Here is a 24,324-nt window from a genome sequence, read left to right as displayed (position 1 = left end):
GGCCGGGAAAGACGAAACGCCCCAGCACAAGTGCCAGGGCGCGGCTCGACCGGACGGAATCCGGGAGCGTTCCACAGTCACCTGCGCAGGTCGTCCGATCTAGCGGAACCTTCGGTCACCGTCCCTCTCGCGAGAGCGCGGCGACGACCAGCGGTCTTTGGCTTCTTATGGAGCGTACGCGACCGGGGCCATCCGGAGCAAATCCGTCCCGGTTCACCCAGCGCGAGAGGTTTAGGGGCCTGTCGGACGGCCCACGGAAGGCGGGCCCCACGCCGCCTGCGAGGAGCCCCGCACCCTTGCTGCGTCGCGACCCCGCCGATCTTCTCGGCGCCGACGCGCTTGAGATTCGGGGACTCCAGGAGCAGCGCCGGCTGCTGCGCCGGGTCCTGGTTCATCCCCTCCAGGCCGCGGGTCCTCTGCCTCTGCGCGGCGGCGTTCCCGGATGCCTTCGCGATGGCACCCAGGTCCATCGTCATCCAGCGCTTGCCGTCCATCTCCATCGTGCCGCCGCCGGCGGCAGGCGCGGTGACCGTCATGTGCACCTTGGCCGACTTCGCGGCCGCGGTCTTCCTGTACGCGGCCGTCAGCACCTCTGTCACCGGCGCCTCCGACATCGCCGCACCCGCCGCCGGCTTCTTCTCACCGCACTTGCAGCCCGCACACAAAAAACCGTCCCCCCGCCGCTCCGGAGAGCGGCGGGGGGACGGTCACAGGTCACGCGGTCCGCGACCACCGTCAGTTTCAGACGGCGGCCGGGTCCTCCTCGACGAGGAGGTTGCGCACGCGGTTGGCGTCCAGCGGGATGCCGGGGCCCATCGTCGTGCTCATGGTCGCCTTCTTGATGAAGCGACCCTTCGCGGCGGACGGCTTCAGACGGAGGATCTCCTCCAGGGCCGCGCCGTAGTTCTCGACCAGCTTCGTGTCATCGAAAGAGGTCTTTCCGATGATGAAGTGCAGGTTCGAGTGCTTGTCGACGCGGAACTCGATCTTTCCGCCCTTGATGTCGTTGACGGCCTTGACGACATCGGGGGTGACGGTGCCGGTCTTCGGGTTCGGCATCAGACCACGCGGACCGAGCACGCGGCCCAGGCGGCCGACCTTGCCCATGAGGTCCGGCGTGGCGACGACGGCGTCGAAGTCCAGACGGCCCTTCGCCACCTCGTCGATGAGCTCGTCGGCGCCGACGATGTCGGCGCCCGCGGCTTCCGCGGCCGCAGCACGGTCACCGGTCGCGAAGACCAGGACCCGGGCGGTCTTGCCGGTGCCGTGCGGGAGGTTCACGGTGCCACGGACCATCTGGTCGGCCTTGCGAGGGTCAACACCCAGGCAGAACGCGACCTCGACGGTGCCGTCGAACTTCGTGGTGGCGGTGTCCTTGGCGAGACGGACGGCCTCGAGCGGGGCGTAGGTGCGCTCCCGGTCGATCTTCGCGTCCGCAGCGCGGAGGTTCTTGCTGCGCTTCACTTCTGCTCCTGATGATTTTCAGAGTGTGGAGTCGTGGTGCGGACCAGCGCTTGGTCCTACCACTGAGGGGCTACGGGGCTGACTCAGCCTTCGACCGTGATGCCCATGGAACGGGCGGTGCCAGCGATGATCTTCGACGCGGCGTCGAGGTCGTTGGCGTTCAGGTCGGGGAGCTTGGTCGTGGCGATCTCGCGGACCTGCGCGGCCGTCAGCTTGGCGACCTTGGTCTTGTGCGGCTCGCCGGAGCCCTTGTCCACACCCGCGGCCTTGAGGATCAGCTTGGCGGCCGGCGGAGTCTTCGTGATGAAGGTGAAGGAGCGGTCTTCGTAGACCGTGATCTCCACCGGCACGACCATGCCACGCTGCGACTCGGTCGCGGCGTTGTAGGCCTTGCAGAACTCCATGATGTTGACGCCGTGCTGGCCCAGCGCGGGGCCGACCGGCGGTGCCGGGTTGGCCGCACCGGCGTTGATCTGGAGCTTGATAAGCCCCGTGATCTTCTTCTTCTTGGGAGGCATTGCTCTCTCCGGGTCCTAGTGAGAGTGTTTCGCCGCCATTCCGGTCATCCGGATGGAGGCATACCGCACAACGATAACGGGTACAGTCGCGCGACCAAAAACGAGCAGGTCAGACAGGCTGCGAAGCCGGTCTGACCTGCTCGATAGGCATGTGTCCGGAAGCTGACGGAAAGCGTCAGTTCTTCTGGATCTGGTCGAAGCTGAGCTCGACCGGGGTCTCGCGGCCGAAGATCTCGACGAGGCCCTTGACCTTCTTCGAGTCGGCGTTGATCTCGTTGATCGTCGCCTGCAGCGTCGCGAACGGGCCGTCGGTGACGGTGACCGAGTCGCCCACCTCGAAGTCCAGCACCTGGACCTCGACCTTGCGGGCGGGAGCCGGCTTGCCTTCGGCCTCGGCCGCCTCGCGGGCCGCCTTCTCCTCGGCCTCGGGGGCGAGCATCTTGACGATCTCGTCCAGCGTCAACGGGTACGGGTCGTAGGCGTTGCCGACGAAGCCGGTGACGCCGGGCGTGTTGCGGACGACGCCCCACGACTCGTTCGTCAGGTCCATGCGCACCAGGACGTAACCCGGGAGCTTGTTCTGGCGGACGTTCTTGCGCTCGCCGTTCTTGATCTGGACGATCTCTTCCTCGGGCACTTCGGCCTGGTAGATGAAGTCCTCGACGTTGAGCGAGACGGCGCGCTGCTCCAGGTTGGCCTTCACACGCTTCTCGTAACCGGCGTACGTGTGGATGACGTACCACTCGCCGGGAAGTCCGCGCAGCTCGTCGCGGAGGGCGGTGACGGGGTCGACCGGTTCGGCCACCTCGGCGTCTTCCTCGTCCTCGGCGGCGACCGCTTCGTCGTCCTCGGAGGACTCGTCGTCCTCGTCGGAGTCGGATCCGTCCTCATCGGCGACGGCGTCGTCCTCGTCGGACTCGGCCTGCTCGTCCTCGGCGGCGTCAGCAGCTTCGACCTGGTCCGGGGCCACGGCATCCGCCGCCTCGACGATGTCGAGCTCGTCCTCGGCGGACTCGACGGCGCTCGCCGTGGGCTCGGCGTCGTCGTTCAGGTTCGGGTCAGACACGATGGCTGCTTCTTCCTGGATACATATGGGTGGAACATGCGAAAGGGGCGCCGGTGAGGCGCCCTCCGCGGGATCAGCCGAAGACGTACTTGATGACCCGCGCGAATCCGAAGTCAATCACGGTGACGAGACCGATCATCACGACCACGAATGCGATCACCACGGCCGTGTAGGTCGAGAGCTGGTTGCGCGTCGGCCATACGACCTTGCGGAGCTCAGCGATGATCTGGCGGTAGAACAGCGCGAGCCGGCCCAGAGGGCCCTTCTTGCCGCGCTTGCCGCCCTTCCGGGCCTTCTTCTTCGACTCGGGGGCTTCGTCCTCGGCATCAGGCATGTCGATGGAGCCCACGGCGTCCGTCACGCTACTCACCTGATTCCGGGTCATGGCCGTGCCGCGCCCGGTGGAGCCGCACGGCGGTGCATTGAAGTACGTACATGCGCACACATCCTGGCGGAGGAGTGTGTAGCAGGGCCGGAGGGACTTGAACCCCCAACCGCTGGTTTTGGAGACCAGTGCTCTACCAATTGAGCTACGACCCTTTGTGGTTCCACCAACCTACCGCATCTTCACCGGTGGGCCGGTGGGGAAGACGGTGCGGCTGATGAAGGCCAACGACAGGTGAGTGTACGTGCTCAGGGGCGCCGCGTCGAACAGACAACAACCGACCGGTCCTGTCCGGATGCTGTCCGAGTGCTGTCCGGTCCCTGAAACCGCTGTGCTCCGGGGTTTTCCGGTCTGCGAGAGTGGGGGCATGAGCGCTGCAACTTCTCCGTCCGAGCGCCGGGTCTCGGCCCGCATCGGTGCGATCTCCGAGTCCGCCACCCTCGCCGTCGACGCCAAGGCCAAGGCCCTCAAGGCCGCCGGGCGTCCGGTGATCGGCTTCGGCGCCGGCGAGCCCGACTTCCCGACCCCCGGTTACATCGTCGACGCCGCGATCGAGGCGTGCCGCAACCCGAAGTATCACCGCTACACCCCCGCGGGCGGACTTCCCGAGCTCAAGGCCGCCATCGCCGCGAAGACGCTGCGCGACTCCGGCTACGAGGTCGACGCCTCCCAGATCCTGGTGACCAACGGCGGCAAGCAGGCGATCTACGAGGCGTTCGCCGCGCTCCTGGACCCGGGTGACGAGGTCATCGTCCCCGCGCCGTACTGGACGACCTACCCCGAGTCGATCCGTCTCGCCGGCGGTGTGCCGGTGGAGGTCGTGGCTGACGAGACCACCGGTTACCGGGTCTCGGTCGAACAGCTGGAGGCCGCTCGCACCGAGCGCACGAAGGTCGTCCTGTTCGTGTCGCCGTCCAACCCGACCGGCGCGGTGTACGACGAGGCCGACACCGAGGCGATCGGCCGCTGGGCCGTCGAGCACGGGCTGTGGGTGATGACCGACGAGATCTACGAGCACCTCGTCTACGGGGACGCGGCCTTCACCTCGCTGCCCGCGGTCGTGCCCGAGCTGCGCGACAAGTGCATCGTGGTCAACGGGGTCGCCAAGACCTACGCCATGACCGGCTGGCGGGTCGGCTGGATCATCGGCCCCAAGGACATCGTGAAGGCCGCGACGAACCTCCAGTCGCACGCCACGTCCAACGTGAGCAACGTCGCCCAGGCCGCAGCGCTGGCCGCGGTCTCCGGCCCCCTGGACGCCGTCGCCGAGATGCGGAGCGCGTTCGACCGCCGCCGCAAGACGATCGTGCGCATGCTGAACGAGATCGACGGCGTGTTCTGCCCCGAGCCCGAGGGCGCGTTCTACGCCTACCCGTCCGTGAAGGAGCTGCTCGGCAAGGAGATCCGCGGCAAGCGCCCCGCGGACTCCGTCGAGCTCGCGGCCCTGATCCTGGACGAGGCCGAGGTCGCCGTCGTACCCGGCGAGGCGTTCGGTACGCCCGGCTACCTCCGGCTGTCGTACGCCCTGGGTGACGACGACCTCGTCGAGGGCATCTCGCGGCTCCAGAAGCTGCTGGGCGAGGCCCGCGCCTGACGCGGGGCACCCGCCCGACGAAGGTGGCCTCCGGCTCCGGCCGGGGGTCACTTTTTTGTTCGATCGGTAACTCACGAGGGGATCCGGCTACCGCCGCACCCCCCAGGTGCGGCAAGATCCTTCAATGGAGCGTGACGTACGGCTGTTGCCCAAGGCCCATCTGCACCTGCACTTCACCGGGTCGATGCGGCCGACGACCCTGCTCGAACTCGCGGACAAGTACGGCGTCCACCTGCCCGAGGCGCTGACCGGGGGCGAGCCGCCCAAGTTGCGGGCCACGGACGAGCGGGGCTGGTTCCGCTTCCAGCGGCTCTACGACATCGCCCGGTCCTGCCTGCGGGAGCCGGAGGACATCCAGCGGCTCGTGCTGGAGACCGCGATGGAGGACGTCGCGGACGGCTCCGGGTGGCTGGAGATCCAGGTCGACCCGACTTCGTACGCCCCCCTGCTCGGCGGGCTCATCCCGGCCATCGAGATCATCCTGGACGCCGTGGACCGCGCGGCCCGCGAGACGGGGCTCGGGATCCGGGTGGTGATCGCGGCGAACCGCATGAAACACCCACTGGACGCCCGCACACTGGCCCGGCTCGCCGTGCGGTACGCCGACCGGGGAGTGGTCGGCTTCGGGCTCTCCAACGACGAACGGCGCGGGATGGCGCGCGACTTCGACCGCGCCTTCGCCATCGCCCGCGAGGGCGGGCTGATCGCCGCACCGCACGGCGGGGAGCTCTCGGGCCCCTCCAGCGTCCGGGACTGCCTGGACGACCTCGACGCCTCCCGCATCGGGCACGGCGTGCGGGCGGCCGAGGACCCGCGGCTCATGTCGCTGCTCGCGGAGCGCGGGGTGACGTGCGAGGTCTGCCCGGCGTCCAACGTCGCGCTCGGCGTCTACGAGAAGCCCGACGACGTACCCCTGCGCACTTTGTTCGACGCGGGGGTGCCGATGGCGCTGGGGGCGGACGATCCGCTGCTCTTCGGTTCGCGTCTGGCGGCGCAGTACGACCTCGTACGCCGTCATCACGCCTTCACCGACGAGGAACTGGCCGAGCTCGCGCGGCAGTCCGTGCGCGGCTCGGTGGCGCCCGTCGAGGTGCGCGAGAAGTTGCTCGGCGGCATCGACGCCTGGCTCGTGGGCTGAGACCGTCCGGCGGAGTGTGCGCGGCCTGCCCGCCGCCCTGTGCGGGGGCGGACGGGCCGTGGGACCGCGTGGGCGTTACAGGCTGACGCCGACCGTCACCGGTTCGTTGACCAGCGTCACCCCGAAGGCTTCGTGGACCCCTGCGACGACCTCGCGGGCCAGGGCCAGCAGGTCCTCGGTCGTGGCGTCGCCCCTGTTGGTGAGGGCGAGCGTGTGCTTGGTGGAGATGCGCGCGGGGCCCGTGCCGTACCCCTTGGTGAACCCCGCCTTGTCGATGAGCCACGCGGCGGAGGTCTTCACCAGTCCCTCGCCGGCGGGGAAGGCGGGCGGCTTCACGTCGCCACCCAGGCGGTGTGCCGCGCGGGCGAGGAACGCGGCGTAGTCCGTCTCGTCGAGGACCGGGTTGGTGAAGAAGGACCCGGCCGACCACGTGTCGTGGTCCTCCGGGTCGAGCACCATGCCCTTGCCCGCCCGCAGGCCGAGAACCGTCTCGCGCGCCGCCGCGGCGGGCACCCGGTCGCCCTGCTCGACGCCCATGGCGCGGGCGGTCTCCGGATACCTCAGGGGCGCGGACAGCCCGCCCGCGTCCTCCAGCCCGAAACGGACGCGCAGGACGACGAAGCGGTCGGGCTCGGCCTTGAAGCGGCTGTGGCGGTACGAGAAGGCGCACGCCTCGTTGGGAAGGGTGACCGTCTCGCCGGTGCGCCGGTCGTAGGCGACGACCTCGGTGATCACCGAGGACACCTCCTGCCCGTAGGCCCCGACGTTCTGGATCGGTGTCGCGCCGGCGGACCCGGGGATCCCGGCGAGGCACTCGATGCCCGCCAGACCGGCCTCGACGGTGCGGGCGACGGCGTCGGTCCAGACCTCACCGGCGGCCAGTTCGAGTGTCGTGCCGGTGAGCTCGTAACCCTCGGTGGCGATGCGCAGCGCGGTCCCGTCGAAGCCCTTGTCGCCGATGACCAGGTTGGATCCGCCGCCGATGATCAGCAGCGGGGTGCCGCTCTCGTCGGCTTCACGGACGGCGGCGACGACCTCGGCGTCGGTGGTGGCCGTCAGGAGTCGGGCGGCGGGGCCGCCGAGCCGGAAGGTGGTCAGGGGGGCGAGGGGGGCATCGTGGAGTTCCTGCACGGGGACAAGAGTACGGTCCGCGGCCGCACCGGCCGGGCCGGGCCACGGGGCGCGGCTCCCGGTCCGGTCAGCCGTCGCGCCCGGCCGAGGGGCCCCGGTCGTGCCCCGGGACGCGCGCGGGGCGCCCTCGTGACGAGGGCGCCCCGCGCGCGTCCGCGGCCGGCGCGGACCGCCGTGTGTCAGGCCAGGCGGACGACGGCGCGGGACATGCCCAGCACCTTCTTGCCGTCGCTCATCGCGGTCAGGTCGACCCGCACGAGGTTGTCGTCCAGCTTCGCCGCGACCTTGCCGCTGACCTCGACCAGTGCCCCGGTGTCGTCGTTCGGCACGACGACGGGCTTGGTGAACCGCACGCCGTACTCGACGACCGCGCCCGGGTCGCCGGCCCAGTCCGTGACCACCCGGATCGCCTCGGCCATGGTGAACATGCCGTGCGCGATCACGTCGGGCAGCCCGACCTCGCGTGCGAACTTCTCGTTCCAGTGGATCGGGTTGAAGTCACCCGAGGCACCGGCGTACTGCACCAGAGTCGCGCGGGTCACCGGGAAGGACTGCGCGGGCAGCTCCGTACCGACCTCGACCGCTCCGTAGGCGATGTTCGCTGCCATCACGCCTCCTCGGCGGCACGGGCCACCAGCTTCGTCCACGCGGTCACGACGTGCTCACCGGACTCGTCGTGGACCTCGCCGCGGATGTCGACGATGTCGTTGCCGGCCATCGACTTGATGGCCTCGATGGTCGAGGTGACGGCCAGCCGGTCGCCCGCCCGCACGGGGCGGGTGTAGGCGAACTTCTGGTCGCCGTGCACGACGCGGCTGTAGTCCAGTCCCAGCTGCGGGTCCTCGATGACCTGACCCGCCGCCCTGAAGGTGATCGAGAACACGAACGTGGGCGGTGCGATCACGTCCGGGTGCCCCAGGGCCTTGGCGGCCTCCGTGTCGACGTACGCGGGGTTGGTGTCACCCACCGCTTCCGCGAACTCCCGGATCTTCTCCCGGCCGACCTCGTACGCCGGGGTGGGCGGATAGGTCCGCCCCACGAAGGACTGGTCGAGCGCCATGAGCCCGCTACCTCCTGATGAAAAAGTCGAATAGGGCGTGGAACACCCCAATAAAACGACACGAGGCCGCCCCCAGTGGGGACGGCCTCGTGTACGAGCCTGTTTCAGCGCGTTTCGCGGTGCGCAGTGTGCGAGTTGCAGCGCGGGCAGTGCTTCTTCATCTCAAGACGGTCCGGGTTGTTACGCCGGTTCTTCTTGGTGATGTAGTTCCGCTCCTTGCACTCCACGCAGGCCAGCGTGATCTTCGGGCGGACGTCGGTGGCAGCCACGTGAGTGCTCCTTGGACGGACGGATGGACGGATGAACGCATAAAAGAGTAGCCGATCGAAGGACCGACCCCACAATCGGCTACCGTTAGTAGCGGTGACCGGACTTGAACCGGTGACACAGCGATTATGAGCCGCTTGCTCTACCGACTGAGCTACACCGCTTTGATGCCGGGTTTCCCCGCCGAAGCGGAGTCACCCGATCACCAGAGCCCCAATGCGGAATCGAACCGCAGACCTTCTCCTTACCATGGAGACGCTCTACCGACTGAGCTATTGGGGCGAGCGAGGAAGACATTACACGGTCTGTCGCCGTCGCCCAAATCCGTTTCCCCCGCCCTCGCCGGACCCTCCGGAGGCGGTCCGCCGGGACCTGCGATCCGCCCCCTGATCAGGGCCTTGATCAGCTCGTACCCCACGCCCGCGGCGCTCCCGCGAAGCCGGTCGCCCGCCGCTCGGCCACCCGCCCCGCAGGGACCGCATTCGTACGACTAACTCGCCCTCCGCGTCCGGCACCGCGGCCCCGCCTAGGCTCGGCGCACCCTCTGCGTGATCTTGTAAGCCCCCAGGAGCGGCGCGATGCCCGACAGCCCCAGCGACGCGCCCGCACTCCTGCTCAGCGGGGCGCGGCTCGCCGACGGGCGTGTGGTCGACGTACGGATCAGCGGCGCACGCATCGAGGCGGTCGGTACGGCCGGGAGCCTCCGCGCCGGCGGGCGGCGGCTCGACCTGCGCGGCCACCTCCTGCTGCCCGCTCCGGCGGAGCCGCACGCCCACCCCGGCACGGCGCTCACCGCGGGCGGCCCCGCGTCCCACCGCGCGGAGGACGTACGCCGCCGGACCACCGAGGCGGCGCTGCTCCAGCTCAGCCACGGCGCCACGGCTCTGCGCGCGCACGTGCGCGTCGGCGAGGACCAGGGGCTGGGCGCGCTCGAAGCGGTGCTGGACGCCGCCCGCTCCCTGCGCGGCCTGACCGACCTGACCGCCGTGGCCGTCCCCCGGATCCTCACCGGCGTCGCGGGCGCCGACGACCTCGCGCGGCTCCGCGACGCCGTGGAGATGGGCGCGGGCGTGATCGGCGGTTGCCCCGACCTCGACCCGGACCCCGCCGGCTACGTCGAGACGGTCCTGGACCTCGCGGCCACCCACGACCGGCCCGTCGACCTGCACACGGACGGTGACGACCCCGCCCGCCTCGACGGACTGGCCGCCATGGCCCGCGGCTTCCGCCCCGGCGTCTGCCTGGGGCCCTGCGCGGGGCTCTCCCGGCTTCCGGACGAGGTGGCGGTCCGAACGGCCGACCGGCTCGCCTCCGCCGCCGTGACCGTGGTCTGCCTGCCCCAGGGCCCGTGCTCGGGCTCCTCCTCGCGCGCTACCTCGCCCGTACGGCTGTTGCGGGCAGCCGGGGTACGGGTCGCTGCGGGCAGCGGGGCACTGCGCGACGGCTCGAACCCGGTCGGGCGGGGCGACCCCCTGGAGGCCGCCTACCTGCTCGCCTCGCAGCACGGCCTCACCCCGCGGCAGGCGTACGACGCCGTCTCGGCCACCGCCAGGGCGGCGCTGGGCCTGCCGGGGGTGCACGTCGAGGCCGGCTTCCCCGCGGAACTGCTCGCGGTGCGCGGGGACGGCCTGGCGGGGGCGCTCTCGCTGGCGTACAGCCGGATCGTGGTGCACCGCGGGCGCGTCGTGGCGCGGACCAGCGCCGTGCGTGAGTACCGCGACTCGGGGGCAGCTTCCGGACTGGACCTTCCACGCCAGGGAAGGGTGGATTCCGGCCACGGCGGCGGGCCTTGAGCGGGACGGGCCGGTGCGGCGTACCGTCGGAAACATGCGCATTGTCATTGCAGGTGGACATGGTCAGATCGCGCTGCGGCTGGAGCGCCTGCTCGCCGCGCGCGGTGACGAGGCGGCGGGCGTCATCCGCAACCCGCAGCAGAGCGAGGACCTGAGGCAGGCGGGGGCGGAACCCGTCGTCCTCGACCTCGAATCGGCGTCGGTCGAGGAGGTGGCGGAGGTACTGCGGGGAGCGGACGCGGTGGTCTTCGCCGCGGGCGCCGGCCCGAACAGCGGCTCGGGCCGCAAGGACACGGTGGACCGCGGGGCGGCCGTGCTCTTCGCGGACGCGGCGGAGCGGGCGGGTGTACGGCGCTACATCGTGATCTCCTCGATGGGCGCCGACCCCGGGCACACAGGCGACGAGGTGTTCGACGTCTACCTGCGGGCCAAGGGGGAGGCGGACGCGTACGTGCGCTCCAGGCCGGGCCTCGACTGGACGATCCTGCGCCCCGGGATGCTCACGAACGACGCGGGCACCGGGCAGGTCATGCTCACCGCCTCGACGGGCCGGGGACCCATCCCCCGCGACGACGTGGCTGCGGTGCTGCTGGAACTGCTGGACACCCCGGCGACCGCGGGACTCACGCTGGAACTCATCAGCGGGAACAAGCCGGTGGCGGTCGCGGTGAAGGACATCGCGGGGAACTGACGTCGGCGGGGACTGACGTCGCCGGGAACTGACATCGGCGGGGCGGGTGGGGCGTGCGGACCCGCTACACCCGCCGGCCCAGGAAATTCAGCAACCTGGTCTGGGCGTCCGCGTCGGCGGCCGAGGAGATCTTGGCGCCGAACGCCCTGGGCATCCGGATGTCCCCGTCCTCCGGCAGGAGGATCTCCGTGGCCACGGCCACCGCTTCGGCATCAAGTGCCTCGTCCTGGCCGGTCGCCCGCGCCAGATCCCATCCGTGGATCAGGGTGTCGGCGCACGCCATCCGCCTCACGAACTCCTCGAACGGAATGGAGCCGAACTCCTCCCCCAGCAGGGCACGCGCCTTCGCCGGGTCGCGCAGGGAGGCCTTGATCGCCCCGGACGCCGCATCCCATGCCTGGGACAGGTCCTCCCCCCGGCCGGGCGCCGCATGGCCTGATCCGTCCAGTCCGGCGACGGCCCTCCGGTGATTCGAGACCACGTGGGCCGCGACATCCCGAGCCGTCCATCCAGGGCACGGGGACGGATCCTGCCATCTGTCCGGCGGGCAGTCGCGGATCAGTTCCCCGAACCGCTCCGCGATGCGTTCGTAGAGCTCAGGTACCGAAGATTCCACTCGACTCTCCTCTTTCCGATCATGCATGTGCAGCTTGTCGATCTTGCCAGGCTTACCGGTCTTTCCGGTCTTTCCGGTCTTGCCGGTCTCTCCGGTCTTGCCGGTCTCTCCGGTTTCTCCGGTTTCTCCGACGGCGGCTCTTCACGGTGGCGGTCGTTTCACTCGCGACCAGGCCGATGACGCCGCCGCCCTCCCCGGGGCCGTGGTGACGGCGAACACCCGGAGCGAAGCGGCACTGTCGGGCGGACGCTGGCCCGGGGTGAAGCGGCACTGTGGGATGGGGGGTTCGCCCCGACACTGCCCCACGCCCGCGCCACACAGGAACGGGATCGACGGCGTCTTCGGAACTCAGCGACGCCGGGCAACGAAAGAGGGCCCGCGTGCAGCATTTCTGCTGCACGCGGGCCCTCTCGTTCCTGTGGCGGCGCCAGGGTTCGAACCTGGGTAGGCTGAGCCGGCAGATTTACAGACCTCGCGGCAAGGCCCCGTGGACCTGCCACTTCAGTCTTCGGCGTAGCAATGGCCCCACGCCTCCCCCACGAGCGGCACCCCATGACTCCCGCTCACGCATTTCATAGGTCTCGACACCGCGCCGGGTACGACGGCCTGTAGTCAGCCCTCACACTTCGTCGGGCTCCTCCGCGTCATCCGTACTGCCGGAGTGAGCCTCTTCCGCTGCTTCGGCGATCGCGGCATACATCTTCAGCCGCCCGCTGACCTTGTCGAGGCGGATGCCAAGATCTTCCGCGTGAACCTGGGGCCATCCCTGTTCCCTGACGAACGGCCGACTGTGTCCACGCACACTCTCAGCTGCTACAAGTGCGCTTTCCAGGGAAGCCACGAGGTTCGCGAAATGGGTCTTGGCGGCCTCGAACTCGCTTTCCGGCGTGCTTACGTCTCCTTCGATGGGAGGCGACGCCACAGATTCACCGACGGCAGTGAATGTGGTGCGCAGCCACTTATCGTCGGCTTCGAGGGGCTTGTTGCTCAGGTTGAGCTGCGGTGTTCCGACCTCGTCAACCCTCTGCGGCTTCCTGTTCTGTCGTCCGTCGACGATCGCCCTGTGAAGGGTTCTGAGCCCATGAGGATTTTCCGTCATCCGCTGAAGCACGGACGACGGAGTGCGGTAGTCCACGGTGCGTCCTCGTGCCTCTCGAACCAGAGTCCCGTGCACCGCCAAGTAGTAGCCACCGCGGACGCCCAACTCAACGCCTGCCTCTTCCGCGGTGCCCCCCTCCTTGAGATTGCGGAGGGCTGCTTCCAGCATCTTGTCGGGATCGTTGTCCCCGCTGGTGTGCCAGCCTGCCGCCTGGAGCGGTGTCCACTTCAGCATGCGTTGCAGCGTGCTGCGAGTCCCACTCACCCGATCCGCAGCATCAGCGTCAGCGTTGGCTGCGCGCCAAGGTCGCAAGATCATCTCGGTAACCACCTTCGCCTTGAAGTCGGCCGTGACCTTGCTTTTGGCAGTGATCCTCAAGACGCCCTTGCGAAAGAGAGCGTGCTCTTCGGTGTTGAGGAACGTCGACACGATCTCCGCAACACGGGTATCGGGCCAGGGATCGAGGACGTTGGAGCGCACTTCTTCAGGCGTCAGATCTGCGGCAAACCACTCCGCGCGGGTACGCGTGAGCCGGCCAGCTCGCAGGAATTCTTCAATGACCGGATCCGCCAAAGCATCATTCTCGCTTGCGGTTCCCCACGGCTTTGGAGGTTCGACGTGGGTGATCCCCACGATGAACTTGACCGCCTGGTCGTACTGCAGCTGAGAACCTTCGTCCGGGACGAAGCGCAGCACGAGTGTGGCCGGGGCAACGAGCGCCCGCGCCCGCTTCACGTCGTCAGGAGTGACCTCCTCTCGCGGACGTTCACCGGTGCCGAGGACCTGGCTCAGCAGCTGCCGATATTTTCGGTCGTCGCCCGGCAGTCCATACAGGACGTCACTTGCTCCCAGTGCATGAATCCGGTGACTTGCAGAAATGCGACTGCTGCCGTCAGCGCCTGCGAGTGCCCATACAGGCGGCTCGTCCACGGACTCATGGTCGATCCTGACAACCGTGAGCAACAGCTCCCTCAGGATTCCGTGCTGCCCGATGGTCTCGGCGAGGTCATTATGCCGAGCAAGGAAGCTGTTCGACTTGTCCATGGCGCTGACCACGTGGGCGCGCGATTGTGCTTGGAGAACGAGTTCCCCGGTTTCCCCCGGAGCCGCTTCTAGGCCCCGCAGAGGAGGGAAATGCCCCGGCGACAGCGCTCCTGACAGGGGGTAGACCCTGTAGCCCGCTTCCCTGTTGTTGCCAGGGAAGTGGCAAACCGCAGGTGCCCACACTTGGGTCGTGATGGTGTGGAGAATCCCTCCAGGGACACGCATGATGTCGGGATTCTGGAGGCGCTTGCGAGCCTCTTCGGGCCGCGCGATCGCCCGCGCGACCGCTGTGGCAGCGCCTTCACTGAACCCCTGTGTGACGAGCGTGCTGGCGAGCTTGCGCACCGCCGCCGTCCGGGGAAGGGCAGGTAGCCCATCGGGCAAGGATGGAAGGTCCTCTTCTGAGCGGTCAGCCTCGTCCGCGCCTGTCTGACTCGGCTCCGAAGCGGAGGGTTCGACCTCATCCGAGCTGGCCCGTGACTGCTCCTGGGGTGGAGGGGTCGGCTCTGCGGATGACGCAGGATTTAGCTCGGGGCTGTCGGACGGCGTCTGAGCATCGTGATTCTCGTCCACGGAAGGTCCTTCCGATCTGCGTGGAACGAATCGCAGCGGCGCTGCGGTTCGTTGAGGCGATCGGAGCCCTTCGTGGGACATGCCACTTCGGACAAACGAAAGGGCCCTTCTGCCTCACCTGGAGACGAAGGGCCGCTAGGCGACCAACTGTCCCCGCTGCGGCATCCCGAAGGTTCCGGTGTTGCCGAGCGGCCGCACCCAGTGCCGATCGCCTGTCGGGTCCCCCGTCAAGTGACGGTGCGACCACTGCCAACACATGGGGATGAGTGCCATATGTCGCGACGTGCCGGGACGAAGTGCGTCCAATGCGATTAGCTTGGCGGAAAGATCAGGCAGTTTGCATGCTTTTCCCGTTTTCAAGACACCAAGCATCTACATCTGATAGAGGGATCTTTCGTTACTTGAGCGACGGGACGCTGACATGCTGGCGCTCCGCATGCCGCCTGCCCGCACAAGCCGGCGACCATTGAGCCGAGGCCATCACCTCGGGGGAAGCACCCACGGCCTCGGCACCCCTAGCCACCACTTGGGCAAGGGCCGCGAACCTCGATGCGGTGGAGCGCCATAAAGACGGTGCGACAGCTTCACAGAGGGCTCTATCCAACACCTCTGATCTGGGCCTTTCCGCTAGATAGATCGCCTGGGGGCACACTGGGGGGGGGAATCCGCCCGAACTCGCGTCGCTATGCGTCAGGCACCTGCGGCCGATGCAGTAGGCCGTCACGAGACTGCTTACACGACCGCATTGGCGTAAGTGGCAACTGGCCGGGCGCGCGGATCATGAAGCCAGGAGAAGTTCTTCGCCTACCCCTGGCGGAACCGCAGCCACTGCAGGAATGCTGCATCTGACAGACAACCAACGGCCCCTCAAGCTGACGAGGGGTCCAGCCTGGCCAGTGGCCGCAGATGAGGGGTCGACGCTTCAGACTGACGGAACCATGCAACAAGCTGCAGCAGTCAGCGCAAAACGATCAAATGCGACCAGTTTCGCAGAGTGCAACCCCAGCGCTACAGTGAGTACCCAAAGATAACGAGGCCGGAGCTACGCCCGCGAGTCGAGGGATGCAACTTGGCGCGCCCTTCGTTATCGCATCGTGACCTTGGGGCGGTACGCTGGCCGTGTGAGGGTGCTGGATAGGTGCCGTTGCTGCGTGCCGCCCGGAGTAGGGGGGACATGGCTTTCGGCAGGCGCCGAACAAAGGTGCGCGAGCACCTTTCGGACGAACTAACAGTTTCACAGTACGGCAGCAGCACCCACCCAACCGAGGATGGGCCTTTCAGGCACAGGCCCCGCCCAGACAGGGACCGGGGGGGCATCTCTGTGATTCGCGGTCACGTTGAGGTCAGTGATGCGCACAGGATCGTGGGCATGCAGGCACGGCGCGAAGGCGACGGAGTGAGGCGTACCACGGTGGGCATACTCCGAGCAGCTGGGTTCCAGGTGGATCTTGCACCTTCCCCTATGAACCCGCATCACGTGCGAGTCACACTCAAAGGGGAGTGGGCGATTCAGCATGCAGAACTCTTCGACGGATGCTTCACTGAAGCTCCGGAGTGGCTAGGGAAGGAGGGATTAGAGTGAAGGAGCGTATCGCTCTGCAGCTGGGGGCTAGTCCCTGGCAGCCCTCACGTTCAGTTCGTATGATTCGTGAGCTCAACTTCTACGACGTGCCTACCGAGGGCGTTCTGAGGCGACGTTTCAGCCCGTCCTACTACTTCTTCGCCTGCATCGATGGCGTAGCCAGCGAGTACAGCCTCTGGGTGTACTCGCCGATCAGCTGGTCTGAGGCTCGACAGCTGCGGCGGCTTGAGACCGCGAAGTTGCGCAATTTCGAGGTCGAGCTCCTGGTCAACCGCCCGCTGCTTGCGGTCGTAGCGTCCGAACAGGGTGGCATCCTTCACCGCGTTCAAGTGCAGGTCACGGAGCCCCTCAAGGTCGAAGAGCCGAGGCTCGCCAAGACGGCTTGGGAGACGGTGACCCAAGAGATTAAGGCGGAAGCAGGCGCAATCGAGCGAATGGCCTTCTGCTGAGTTCCGGCAGCAAAAGGGGCCCGATCGGTTAATACTTCCGATCGGGCCCCTTTTGCTCGTTTAAGACTCAGTGCATGAAGCTGTGGTCAGCTGGAGCTGCTGGATGCTGTGCACTCGGGCGACTGCACGCTTACTCGATCAGGTCCCGGATCGCTCGTTGAGACCATGTGCCGGCAGCCCCACGCGAAGAAGCGACGTAGTCAGCGATCGTGGCGGCATCCCAGGCCCCAGCTTGCAACAGACCAGCCGCAAGGAAGCGCACGTAGGCGCTAGAAGGCGCTACTGGGGCCACCTCGTCGGCGCTCCAAGGCGCTGTGAAGGTGAGTACGGGCAAGCCGTCCATCTGCCCTGCGCACACCAGGGTTTCGTATCGGCCCTTTCCAAGCCTGGCGACGCCTGAAATTAGGGCTTCGCTCAGGTCCAAGTCCGCACCTGGGTCCCTGTACATTTCCTGGGCAGCAATATCTGCGAACTGGGACGCCGATACGAGATGGGCGCGCGCATAGAGTCGTCCCTCATGCCCCGGGTCATAGAAAGCCCTTCCGCCACCCCAGACAGGCGATTCCGTAGCGAAGTAGAGGGCTCCCTTTAGCTCCACGGGGACGGATCGACTGGGCAAGGTCTGGTCTCGGCAGCCCGGATACAACCTGTTCGCCCCGGGCGGTTGACCTCCCTTGATGTAGCAAGCAAGTCGATCAAGGTGCATGTTGGAGCCGTACGAGGTGTACCAGACGCGCCGCGGCGTGGACTCCCCTACGACCACTGGCTCGATCCGGCGTACGCCAACCACGATGCCTCTCTCCTGAACTGGGCGCCTGCGACTATTCGGCTGAAACGTCGTATCGGATAATATGCCGATCACCCGGCAATATTGTGATCATTACACGCAAGGGCCGATCGTCCTTGTCGTATCCGGTACGGCTGTGTACTGCTACCGGCGTGGCAGCAGGCAGGCTCAGCTTTTCGGTCTCGGCGCGAGTGGGCATGCGCACCGTGATCTCGTCCTCGTATCGCACCTGAATGAGCCCAATACTGGCCAGCACACCCCCAGGGGCCGCCACATCTTCGGGGAGCATTAGTGGCGTCCCGCGGACCAACTCCTCTGGAAAGTAGGAGTCGGCTAGCGCGTAGGGGTCTTGATCAACGATGCGGACGCGTTCGCGTACGACTGTCAGTTCAGTTTCAGGGTCCAGCCTGAGCTTTTTTGCCACATCAAGGGGCGGGCGCCGGATGGAGACCTTGACTTCCTGGCGAGGCTGGCGGCCGCTTTCGGCCACAATGCTGGCCCATTGATCGCCCTTTAACGCCGACTGATGGCGGCCCCGGGACTCCAGCACGGACCAGTCCCAGACCGCAGCGGTCAACTGCCTGCGAACGAAGCTCCCCCGGCCCTGACCAGCGATAATCAACCCCTCCTCGGTCAGTCGTCGTAGTGCGAGCCGAACCGTATTACGGCTGGCTCCGTAGTGCTCAACCAGGTCGAACTCAGTCATGAGCTGCTGGCCAGGCTCCAGCTCACCTCGTTCGATCTGTCCTCGCAGGTCATCAGCGATTCGGTGGTACCTCGGCGTCTGCTCGCCCATGCCGCTCTCCCAGTTGGCCGACTTGTTCCAACAACATACGCCATTGCGCTTGACGGTTGCAGCGCCGCCGGGCAAGCTCGGGGCATCGGGTTGTTGGTACAACACCACCAATACCTGTGAGTCGATGCGCCCGGATCTCTTCCTCCAGCTGCTTCGACCTGCACGGCCAGCGGGACCCGCCGGACTTGCTTACACGCGGTTCGAGCGGCAGGGGAGGCGTAAAAGTCCGGCGTCTTCACGGAGTGATCGGTGTCATCGGCTAAGTCGTCGGTCTGGCCCTCGGGAGAGTTCCCGGGGAATCGGATCGCGGGGACCCCGGTGGTTGGGCTGCACCCGGTCCATGACACCCGTGAGGGAGGGAGATCCACTCAGCGAGTAGCGACTGAGGGACCGCAGTGACCACGCGCCGGCCAAGCGAAGGAGCGTAAGGCGCGCACGGAACTGCGGCACGACAGTGACGGGCTTCCCGTCACTCGTCATGTGGGCAGGGCATCGGCGGTTGCGTCGGTGGCCTGCCCGCTTGATGAGGCGCACCACCACCTGAAACACAGCGCGGCCCCGGGTGGCACCCCGGGGCCGCTGTTGAGCCGCCACACCTTCACAGGGAGAGAACGACTCATGAAGAACATCGTTGCTGGTCGCGAGCCTGTTACCGCGACCGAGTTCATTGAGCTGGCTCTGGGTATCGACCTGGAGCTGTTCACCGGTTCGGCCACGGAGTCCGCCATGGAGCGGGCTGCGCGGCTGGACGTCGCCTACGAGGTCTTGGCGGACCTGCGGGAGAGTGAGCCGGAGACCGCGGCCTACGCCGCGTCCCTGCTGCGGACGCTGCCGCTGAGGACGCAGACCAACGGCCGGCGCCCGCGCCGTTCGGCCCGCCGCCCGGCCACGACGGGTGCCGCCGGTTCGGCGGTGGCCGCATGAGGAAGCACACCGCGCAGATGTCCATCCGCGATGGCCGGTGGTGCCTGTACGTCGTGCTGATGGGCGTTCCGGTCTCTCAGTGGCCGGAGCACGACTTTGGCCCAGCTGTTCAGGTGCCCACGGTGACCGGGCGTTCACAGGCGCTCACCGCGCTCGGGTTCGTGTTCATGGACGGGGCCGAGTGGGAGTGGACGGAGTACAGCGAGACGCCGGATGACGACACCTCGCCGGTGCGGCTGCTGGCTTCGGTTCAGGTGCGTTCACTGGACGGGGGCGCGCCGTGAACAGTGTTCAGATCCGTTCAGCGGAGAGGGCGCTGTCGGTCGGTACGTGGCTGATCGTGGCCGGGGCGATGCTCTTCTCCATCCTCACGGTGACCCCGCTCATGGAGCGGCACACCCCCGAGGGCTGGAAGTGGACCGCCCCGATTCTGCCCCTGGTGGTGGACGCCGCGGTCGTCATCGTGGTCCGCCTCGACGCGGTCCTGGCCCGCCTCGGCGGACACGGGGGTAAGTGGCCGGTGGTCCTGCGGTGGATGACCGGCTGCATGACCCTCGCGTTGAACGTGGCCGACTCCGCGTTGAAGAAAGAGCTGGTCGGAGTGGCCGTGCACGCGGTCGCCCCACTCCTGCTCATCGTCACTGCGGAGACTGGTCTCGCCTACCGGCACGCCATCACCGCCGCCCAACTCGCCCAGGAAGCCCAGCGCAAAGCCGAGCAGGCCGAGCGCGAGCAGGCAGCCAACGAACGCCGTGAGGCAGCCGAGCAGCGGGCCCGTGAGGCACGTGAGCATGCGGCGGCGCTGGCCCGTGAACAGCGCGAGCACGAAGCCCTCCTCGCCCGTGAACAGACCGCCCGGGAAGAGGCGTCGCGGCGTGAGGAGCGGGAGCGGGCCGAGGCTCGTGAGCGTGCCGAGCGGGAGCTTCGTGAACGCCGTGAACGCGAGCGTGAACAGCAGCAGGCCGAGCGTGACCGCCTCGAACGAGAGGCCACCCAGCGCCGTGCGGCGGAGCGTCGTGAGCGCGAGCAGCGTGAACGCCACGAAGAGACCGAGCGGCAGGAGCGGGCCGAGCGTGAACGCGCCGCGCTTCTCGCGGCCAGCCCCGCTACGGAGAAGCAGCCCGAGGAACAGGCTCGGGCAACCGCCCGTGCCGCGTTCGAAGCCGAACTGTCGGTGCGCGCCGCGGCCGAGCTGACCGGCTGGTCCGTCGGCTGGATCTCCAGCCGCTACCAGGAACTGCGCGACCACTCGGCAACCCGAACGCTTAAAGGCGCGCACCAGTGACCAGCCTGCCGGTCTACCGGTGGCGTCTGGCACCGCCCGGCTACGCCACGGTTCGGCAGCTTCGCGCTCTGGGGCTGCGGCCGGGCGGGCAGGACGTCGCCGCAGTGCTCGAACGCCCCCGACGTCGCCGGGGGCCGCTGATCGCCTACCTCTACCTCGTCGACAGGGCCAAGCCGGTCCGGCCGATGACGCCGGCCCGGTGGGCGGCACTGGCCAAGGCGAACGCCGCGCAGCAGGTCTGCCCGAGCTGCCACAAGGACGCCGGTTACCGCATCCCGACCTCGCTCGGCATGTGCGTGACCTGCGCCTACCCCGAAGAACAGTGCGCCGCCTGAAAGTTCGCAGGGCCCGGCCCTCTCCTCCACAGATCCGGCCGGGCCCCTTACTCCGTGAAGGAGTGCACTCAGCATGACCGACACCACCATCACCCCGGTAGTGGCCCCCGAGGCCGCCCCGGACACCCCGCCCCCGACACCCGAACCCAAGCCCGCACCGGCCAAGACCGAGGTGGAGCACACCCCGGGCGGCTGGCCGGTCGTCCCGCTCGCGGTGACCGGCACCAACGCCACCACCTCCCTCCTCGCCGCCGCCGCACTCGTCGGAGGTCCGGCCGCCCTCACGGTCGCGGCAACCGGCGCGGTCGTCCTCGGCACGGCTGCCGCGACCCGCAAGCACCGCGACAAGAAGAAGACCCACAAGACGACGGCCGGCCGCACGTCCCGTGCCGGGGCCCGTGCTCGCGCGGCCGGTGGAGTCGCCGGTCGCGGGGCGGGTCGGGTGCCGAGCCAGACCCGCACCGGAAACGCCGGCACCAGCAAGAGCACCGGCCGAGGCGGGGGCAAGTCCGGCCATGGCAGCGCGGGTTCGCTGCCCGGCTCCGGCAAGCCGCAGGGCCTGAAAAGCAGCACCGGTGCCATGCGAAAGGCGCCGGTCAAGCCCGGATCCGCCGGGACGGCCGCGGGAAAGTCGCGGGGGCGTGCCGGGCAGGTCAAGGCTTTGCGTGAGTCGGCCCGCACGTCGTCCCCGTCTCGTACCGACCGGCGCTCTGACACGGCCGGCGCGCGCCGCGGTCTGGCGGATGCCCGCAGGGATGCCAAGTCTGCGGCCCGGTCGGCTTCCATGCCCGGGAAGGGGCCGGTGGGCCGGTCCGTGAGCAAGGCTGCGGGCAAGGTCGGTGCGGCCAAGGGCAAGGCGATTGAGCGCAGCAGGCAGGCCCGAGACCGCCGCGCCGCCGACAAGGTCGCTGGACAGCGCGACGACGTGCGCAAGGCCCCGGCCAGGAGGAAGGCCCGCAAGGCGCTGTGGCGGTCCGCCGCCCGGTTCCAGGGACGGCGCCTGTTCGCCGCCCTGCTCGCCGGAGCCCTCGGCCTCGTCGGGATGGTCTCCACCCCGTTGGGCCGGAAGCTCGGTTGGGCCTGGCTCCAGTACCCCGGGCGCCGCCTCTACGCCCGGATGACCCGCACCGCCGAGGAACAGCGCAGCCACCGGGACGGCGCCATACGGGCCGCCCTGGAGAACGAGAAGGCCGCCGACCAGAAGGCGGCCGAGGACACCGAGCAGATCAGCGATACGGCGGAGCGGCCCGAGGGGCTGACGCCGGCGGCACCCACCACTACCCCGGATGAGGGAGAGAACGTGTCTGGTTTCCGGTTCGAGGAGTACGCCGCGGAGATGGAAGCGGCGGCTGGTCAGTACGACCCCGAGAGCGCCATGGAGATCCTGGCCATGGTCGAGGGGCTCCCGGCCGCGCTCACGAGCGTGGCGAACGTGATGCGGGTCCTGGCCGAGCGCGCCGACTCCGAGTTCCCGCTGGAGAAGGACGTCGCGGACGGCTTCAACGACATCTTCGGCGCCGTCATGTCCGCCGTGGCGGTCGCCGAGGACATGGGGCCGCTGTTCCGCCAGTCCCACGAACAGGACATCAGCCGCCACGAGGACCCCCGCAACGGGTCCGAGGCCGAGAAGGGATGGAACGTCTGACATGACCACCAACACCGCCTCCTCGGGGCCGGTGTGGGACTGGGCTGCCGGTCACGGACCCGTGACCGGCGCCCTCTCCGCCACCACCGGCGCCCTCGCCGTCGCCACCACCGGCGCCGCCACCTCCATGCCCCCCGGCTGGGCCCTCACCGTCGGCGTTGCCGGGGCGATCGGCCACACGATCAGCAGCCTGCGCGAGCGCCTCTCCGCCCGCACCATCGCGATGCGCTCCGCATCCTGGCTGGTCGGCGCGGGGTGGACAACGTGGGCCATGACCACCGGGCCGCTCACCTGGGCCGCCCTCGGATCCCTCGCCACGATCGGCGTCGGCATCAGTGCCGCCGCCCGCTCCACCCTCCTCTATGAGGAGGCGCGGGAGTTGGAGGCGATCGCCGCCGATGAGCGTCAGGTGTCCCGGGAGCTCAGTGCGGAGCGTCGGGCGATCGCGGCGGAGTGGGTGGACCGGGTGCAGCGGGTCTGCAACCTCACGCTGCGGGTCCTCGCGGTGGAGATCTGGCCCACCGGTACCGGGTTCACGATCGACGCCGAACTCCCCGCCGGCGGGACGACGTACGACCGGATCGCGCAGCACTCCGCGGCCCTGTCGGCCGATGCACGCCTGCCGCACGGCTGCACCGCCGTCGCCTCGCAGGGCGTGCACCAGGGGCGGGTGCTCATCGACGTGACCACGGTCAACGTCCTGTCTGAAGAGCGCACCTACCCCTCGGACTACAGCCCGCTGTCGATCTACACCGGGATCCCGTGGGGCTACCGCACCAACGCCGAAGAGATCTGCGTGTTCCTGCGCGAGCAGTGCGCCCTGGTCGTCGGCCCCACCGGATCCGGGAAGACGAACATGGTCCACGTCATCCTGGCCGGGTTCGCCCGCACCACCGACGTCCTCACCTGGGTCATCGACCTGAACGCCGGATCCGCCGGCCTCCCTTGGGTCCGCCCCGCGTTCGACACCAACGGGGCGCCGATCGAGGGAGTACGGCCGGGGATCGACTGGCTGGCCTCAACCCACGAGGAGGCCGCGCGGATGCTCGATGCCGCGCTTGCGATCGGCATGCGCCGCAAGGTCGCCTACCAGGACCTGATGGCCGAGCGGAACACCGACCAGCTCCCCATCAGCGCCAAGATTCCCCAGATCATGCTGGTCGTGGACGAGGGTGCGGAGATCCTGACCAGCACCGACCGGTTCATGAAGGATCTCGCGAAGAAGATCCTCGAAGTGATCCGCATGCTCCGCGCCATGGGCATCCGTACGGTGCTCACTGCCCTGGGTGCCACGGGTTCGGTGCTGGGGAACCTGATGATCCGCCGCGAGGCCAAGGCCCGGGTCTGCCTCACCGGCGGGGAAGTCGAAGGCATGGACCTGAGCAAGGTCTTCCCCGGAGCCCGCGGACTCCGTGTCGACCAGGCCCCGTACAAGGGGGCCGGGTTCATGGGCACCCCGGAGTCCGCAGCGGCCCTGTTCAAGAACTGGCGGATCCTGCCCAACCAGATCCGCGACATCGTCCACGCCACCACCGACATGCACCCCACCCTCGACGACGTCTCGGCCGAGGCCGGGGGCGACGCCTACGCAAACCGGTGGGCACCGGAACGCACTGCGTGGATGCGGGACGCCACCAGCACACCGGCCGCAGACACCGGGCAGGCCGGACGTTCCGCCGCGAGCGAGGGGCTGAACCTGTCCGCGTTCCGCAGCGAGCAGGCCACGCCGGTGACGGACGAGGACGAGGCCGTGCGCGCGTTCATGGAGCAGATCGACGCCCAGTTCGCCACCGCCCCAGAGCCCGGGAACGAGCCGGAGCCCCCGGCCGCGGCCCCCGGGCTGAACCTATCCGCGCTCCGCGACGGCGACGACGAGGGCGGCCCGACGTGGGTGGCTGATGCGGTTGCCGCGATCAAGGCGGCGGGCCCAGCCGGCATGAAGCCGTCTGCGGTCGCCGATCTCGTCCGCCGCAGCCGCCAGGCCGTGCGGGCGGCGCTGAAGGCGGCGGCCGAGCGGGGCGAGCTGGTCTACCGCGACAACGGTCCGCACTCCGTCTACGTCCACCCCGACCACGCCTGAAC

At 68.5% G+C, this 24,324-nt stretch carries 23 protein-coding genes and 3 tRNA genes; 11 read left to right on the top strand and 15 right to left on the bottom strand.

The genetic code is table 11. The features are described 5' to 3' along the window. Positions 1–77: 77 nt before the first annotated feature. From ACFYY2_RS05815 to ACFYY2_RS05790, 6 genes are all read right to left on the bottom strand, one after another. Positions 78–599, bottom strand: coding sequence for a hypothetical protein (locus ACFYY2_RS05815; RefSeq protein ID WP_388737509.1), 522 nt, complete (start codon positions 597–599; stop codon positions 78–80). Positions 600–741: 142 nt separating this feature from the next. Beyond that, on the bottom strand, positions 742–1,464 hold the full coding sequence (rplA, locus tag ACFYY2_RS05810; protein WP_325747076.1) for a 50S ribosomal protein L1: 723 nt from the start codon (positions 1,462–1,464) through the stop codon (positions 742–744). Between the two features lie 83 nt (positions 1,465–1,547). Further along, positions 1,548–1,982, bottom strand: a complete 435-nt coding sequence (gene rplK, locus ACFYY2_RS05805; protein WP_007445924.1) for a 50S ribosomal protein L11 — start codon at positions 1,980–1,982, stop codon at positions 1,548–1,550. A 175-nt stretch (positions 1,983–2,157) separates the two neighbouring features. After that, a complete protein-coding gene (nusG, locus tag ACFYY2_RS05800) occupies positions 2,158–3,048 on the bottom strand; it encodes a transcription termination/antitermination protein NusG (protein ID WP_388737506.1) in 891 nt (296 codons plus the stop codon). Between the two features lie 73 nt (positions 3,049–3,121). Continuing rightward, positions 3,122–3,409 carry a preprotein translocase subunit SecE gene (secE, locus tag ACFYY2_RS05795; RefSeq protein ID WP_327115712.1) on the bottom strand — a complete coding sequence of 96 codons (288 nt, stop codon included), beginning with the start codon at positions 3,407–3,409 and terminating at the stop codon, positions 3,122–3,124. Between the two features lie 106 nt (positions 3,410–3,515). Next, a tRNA-Trp gene (locus ACFYY2_RS05790) sits at positions 3,516–3,588 on the bottom strand. A gap of 212 nt (positions 3,589–3,800) precedes the next feature. Between ACFYY2_RS05790 and ACFYY2_RS05785 the strand changes: the two genes are divergently transcribed. After that, positions 3,801–5,027 carry a pyridoxal phosphate-dependent aminotransferase gene (locus tag ACFYY2_RS05785; protein ID WP_388737502.1) on the top strand — a complete coding sequence of 409 codons (1,227 nt, stop codon included), beginning with the start codon at positions 3,801–3,803 and terminating at the stop codon, positions 5,025–5,027. 124 nt (positions 5,028–5,151) lie between these two features. Further along, complete coding sequence (locus ACFYY2_RS05780; protein WP_388737500.1) at positions 5,152–6,165, top strand: adenosine deaminase; 1,014 nt, start codon at positions 5,152–5,154, stop codon at positions 6,163–6,165. A gap of 75 nt (positions 6,166–6,240) precedes the next feature. On the opposite strand, the gene ACFYY2_RS05775 is transcribed toward ACFYY2_RS05780, so the two are convergent. From ACFYY2_RS05775 to ACFYY2_RS05750, 6 genes are all read right to left on the bottom strand, one after another. Then, positions 6,241–7,296, bottom strand: a complete 1,056-nt coding sequence (locus ACFYY2_RS05775; RefSeq protein ID WP_388737498.1) for a UDP-N-acetylmuramate dehydrogenase — start codon at positions 7,294–7,296, stop codon at positions 6,241–6,243. Positions 7,297–7,475: 179 nt separating this feature from the next. Further along, positions 7,476–7,904: a MaoC family dehydratase gene (locus ACFYY2_RS05770; RefSeq protein ID WP_388737495.1), complete on the bottom strand. Its 429-nt coding sequence runs from the start codon at positions 7,902–7,904 to the stop codon at positions 7,476–7,478. Further along, entirely contained in the window at positions 7,904–8,356 is a 453-nt protein-coding gene (locus ACFYY2_RS05765; protein ID WP_327115720.1) for a MaoC family dehydratase N-terminal domain-containing protein, read from the bottom strand. Before ACFYY2_RS05765 ends, ACFYY2_RS05770 begins: the two co-directional genes overlap by 1 nt. Before the next feature lie 104 nt (positions 8,357–8,460). Beyond that, entirely contained in the window at positions 8,461–8,625 is a 165-nt protein-coding gene (gene rpmG, locus ACFYY2_RS05760; protein WP_003956487.1) for a 50S ribosomal protein L33, read from the bottom strand. Between the two features lie 89 nt (positions 8,626–8,714). After that, positions 8,715–8,787 (bottom strand) — tRNA-Met (locus ACFYY2_RS05755). A gap of 45 nt (positions 8,788–8,832) precedes the next feature. Next, a tRNA-Thr gene (locus tag ACFYY2_RS05750) sits at positions 8,833–8,905 on the bottom strand. A gap of 296 nt (positions 8,906–9,201) precedes the next feature. Here ACFYY2_RS05750 and ACFYY2_RS05745 point away from each other — a divergent pair. Then, complete coding sequence (locus ACFYY2_RS05745) at positions 9,202–10,416, top strand: hydrolase (protein ID WP_388737492.1); 1,215 nt, start codon at positions 9,202–9,204, stop codon at positions 10,414–10,416. A gap of 34 nt (positions 10,417–10,450) precedes the next feature. Then, positions 10,451–11,107 carry an SDR family oxidoreductase gene (locus ACFYY2_RS05740; protein WP_388737489.1) on the top strand — a complete coding sequence of 219 codons (657 nt, stop codon included), beginning with the start codon at positions 10,451–10,453 and terminating at the stop codon, positions 11,105–11,107. A 64-nt stretch (positions 11,108–11,171) separates the two neighbouring features. Here the strand turns inward: ACFYY2_RS05740 and ACFYY2_RS05735 are convergent, their stop codons facing one another. Together ACFYY2_RS05735 and ACFYY2_RS05730 are read right to left on the bottom strand one after the other, a co-directional pair. Continuing rightward, positions 11,172–11,723: a TIGR03086 family metal-binding protein gene (locus ACFYY2_RS05735; RefSeq protein ID WP_388737486.1), complete on the bottom strand. Its 552-nt coding sequence runs from the start codon at positions 11,721–11,723 to the stop codon at positions 11,172–11,174. A 619-nt stretch (positions 11,724–12,342) separates the two neighbouring features. Then, positions 12,343–14,439, bottom strand: coding sequence for a hypothetical protein (locus ACFYY2_RS05730; protein ID WP_388737484.1), 2,097 nt, complete (start codon positions 14,437–14,439; stop codon positions 12,343–12,345). A 1,578-nt stretch (positions 14,440–16,017) separates the two neighbouring features. Between ACFYY2_RS05730 and ACFYY2_RS05725 the strand changes: the two genes are divergently transcribed. After that, positions 16,018–16,470, top strand: a complete 453-nt coding sequence (locus ACFYY2_RS05725; RefSeq protein ID WP_388737481.1) for a hypothetical protein — start codon at positions 16,018–16,020, stop codon at positions 16,468–16,470. Between the two features lie 821 nt (positions 16,471–17,291). Here the strand turns inward: ACFYY2_RS05725 and ACFYY2_RS05720 are convergent. Next, positions 17,292–18,053 (bottom strand): GntR family transcriptional regulator, encoded by a 762-nt coding sequence (locus tag ACFYY2_RS05720; RefSeq protein WP_388737478.1) that lies wholly within the window; start codon positions 18,051–18,053, stop codon positions 17,292–17,294. Between the two features lie 618 nt (positions 18,054–18,671). On the opposite strand from ACFYY2_RS05720, the gene ACFYY2_RS05715 reads away from it, so the two are divergent. The 6 genes from ACFYY2_RS05715 to ACFYY2_RS05690 all read left to right on the top strand — a co-directional run bounded on the left by ACFYY2_RS05715 (position 18,672) and on the right by ACFYY2_RS05690 (position 24,322). Beyond that, positions 18,672–18,977, top strand: coding sequence for a hypothetical protein (locus ACFYY2_RS05715; RefSeq protein ID WP_388737476.1), 306 nt, complete (start codon positions 18,672–18,674; stop codon positions 18,975–18,977). Further along, a complete protein-coding gene (locus tag ACFYY2_RS05710) occupies positions 18,974–19,261 on the top strand; it encodes a DUF6303 family protein (protein WP_388737474.1) in 288 nt (95 codons plus the stop codon). Before ACFYY2_RS05715 ends, ACFYY2_RS05710 begins: the two co-directional genes overlap by 4 nt. Then, entirely contained in the window at positions 19,258–20,262 is a 1,005-nt protein-coding gene (locus ACFYY2_RS05705) for a DUF2637 domain-containing protein (protein WP_388737471.1), read from the top strand. The genes ACFYY2_RS05710 and ACFYY2_RS05705 overlap by 4 nt, the downstream gene beginning before the upstream one ends. After that, entirely contained in the window at positions 20,259–20,597 is a 339-nt protein-coding gene (locus tag ACFYY2_RS05700; protein ID WP_388737469.1) for an RRQRL motif-containing zinc-binding protein, read from the top strand. The genes ACFYY2_RS05705 and ACFYY2_RS05700 overlap by 4 nt, the downstream gene beginning before the upstream one ends. Before the next feature lie 73 nt (positions 20,598–20,670). After that, positions 20,671–22,242: a hypothetical protein gene (locus ACFYY2_RS05695; protein ID WP_388737466.1), complete on the top strand. Its 1,572-nt coding sequence runs from the start codon at positions 20,671–20,673 to the stop codon at positions 22,240–22,242. A 1-nt stretch (position 22,243) separates the two neighbouring features. Next, positions 22,244–24,322: a hypothetical protein gene (locus ACFYY2_RS05690; RefSeq protein WP_388737464.1), complete on the top strand. Its 2,079-nt coding sequence runs from the start codon at positions 22,244–22,246 to the stop codon at positions 24,320–24,322. Positions 24,323–24,324: the final 2 nt, after the last annotated feature.

The organism is Streptomyces sp. NPDC001822 (assembly GCF_042892135.1).
GTDB lineage: Bacteria > Actinomycetota > Actinomycetes > Streptomycetales > Streptomycetaceae > Streptomyces.
Note: the sequence above shows the minus strand (reverse complement) of the source record. Positions and strands in the feature narration are given on the sequence as shown.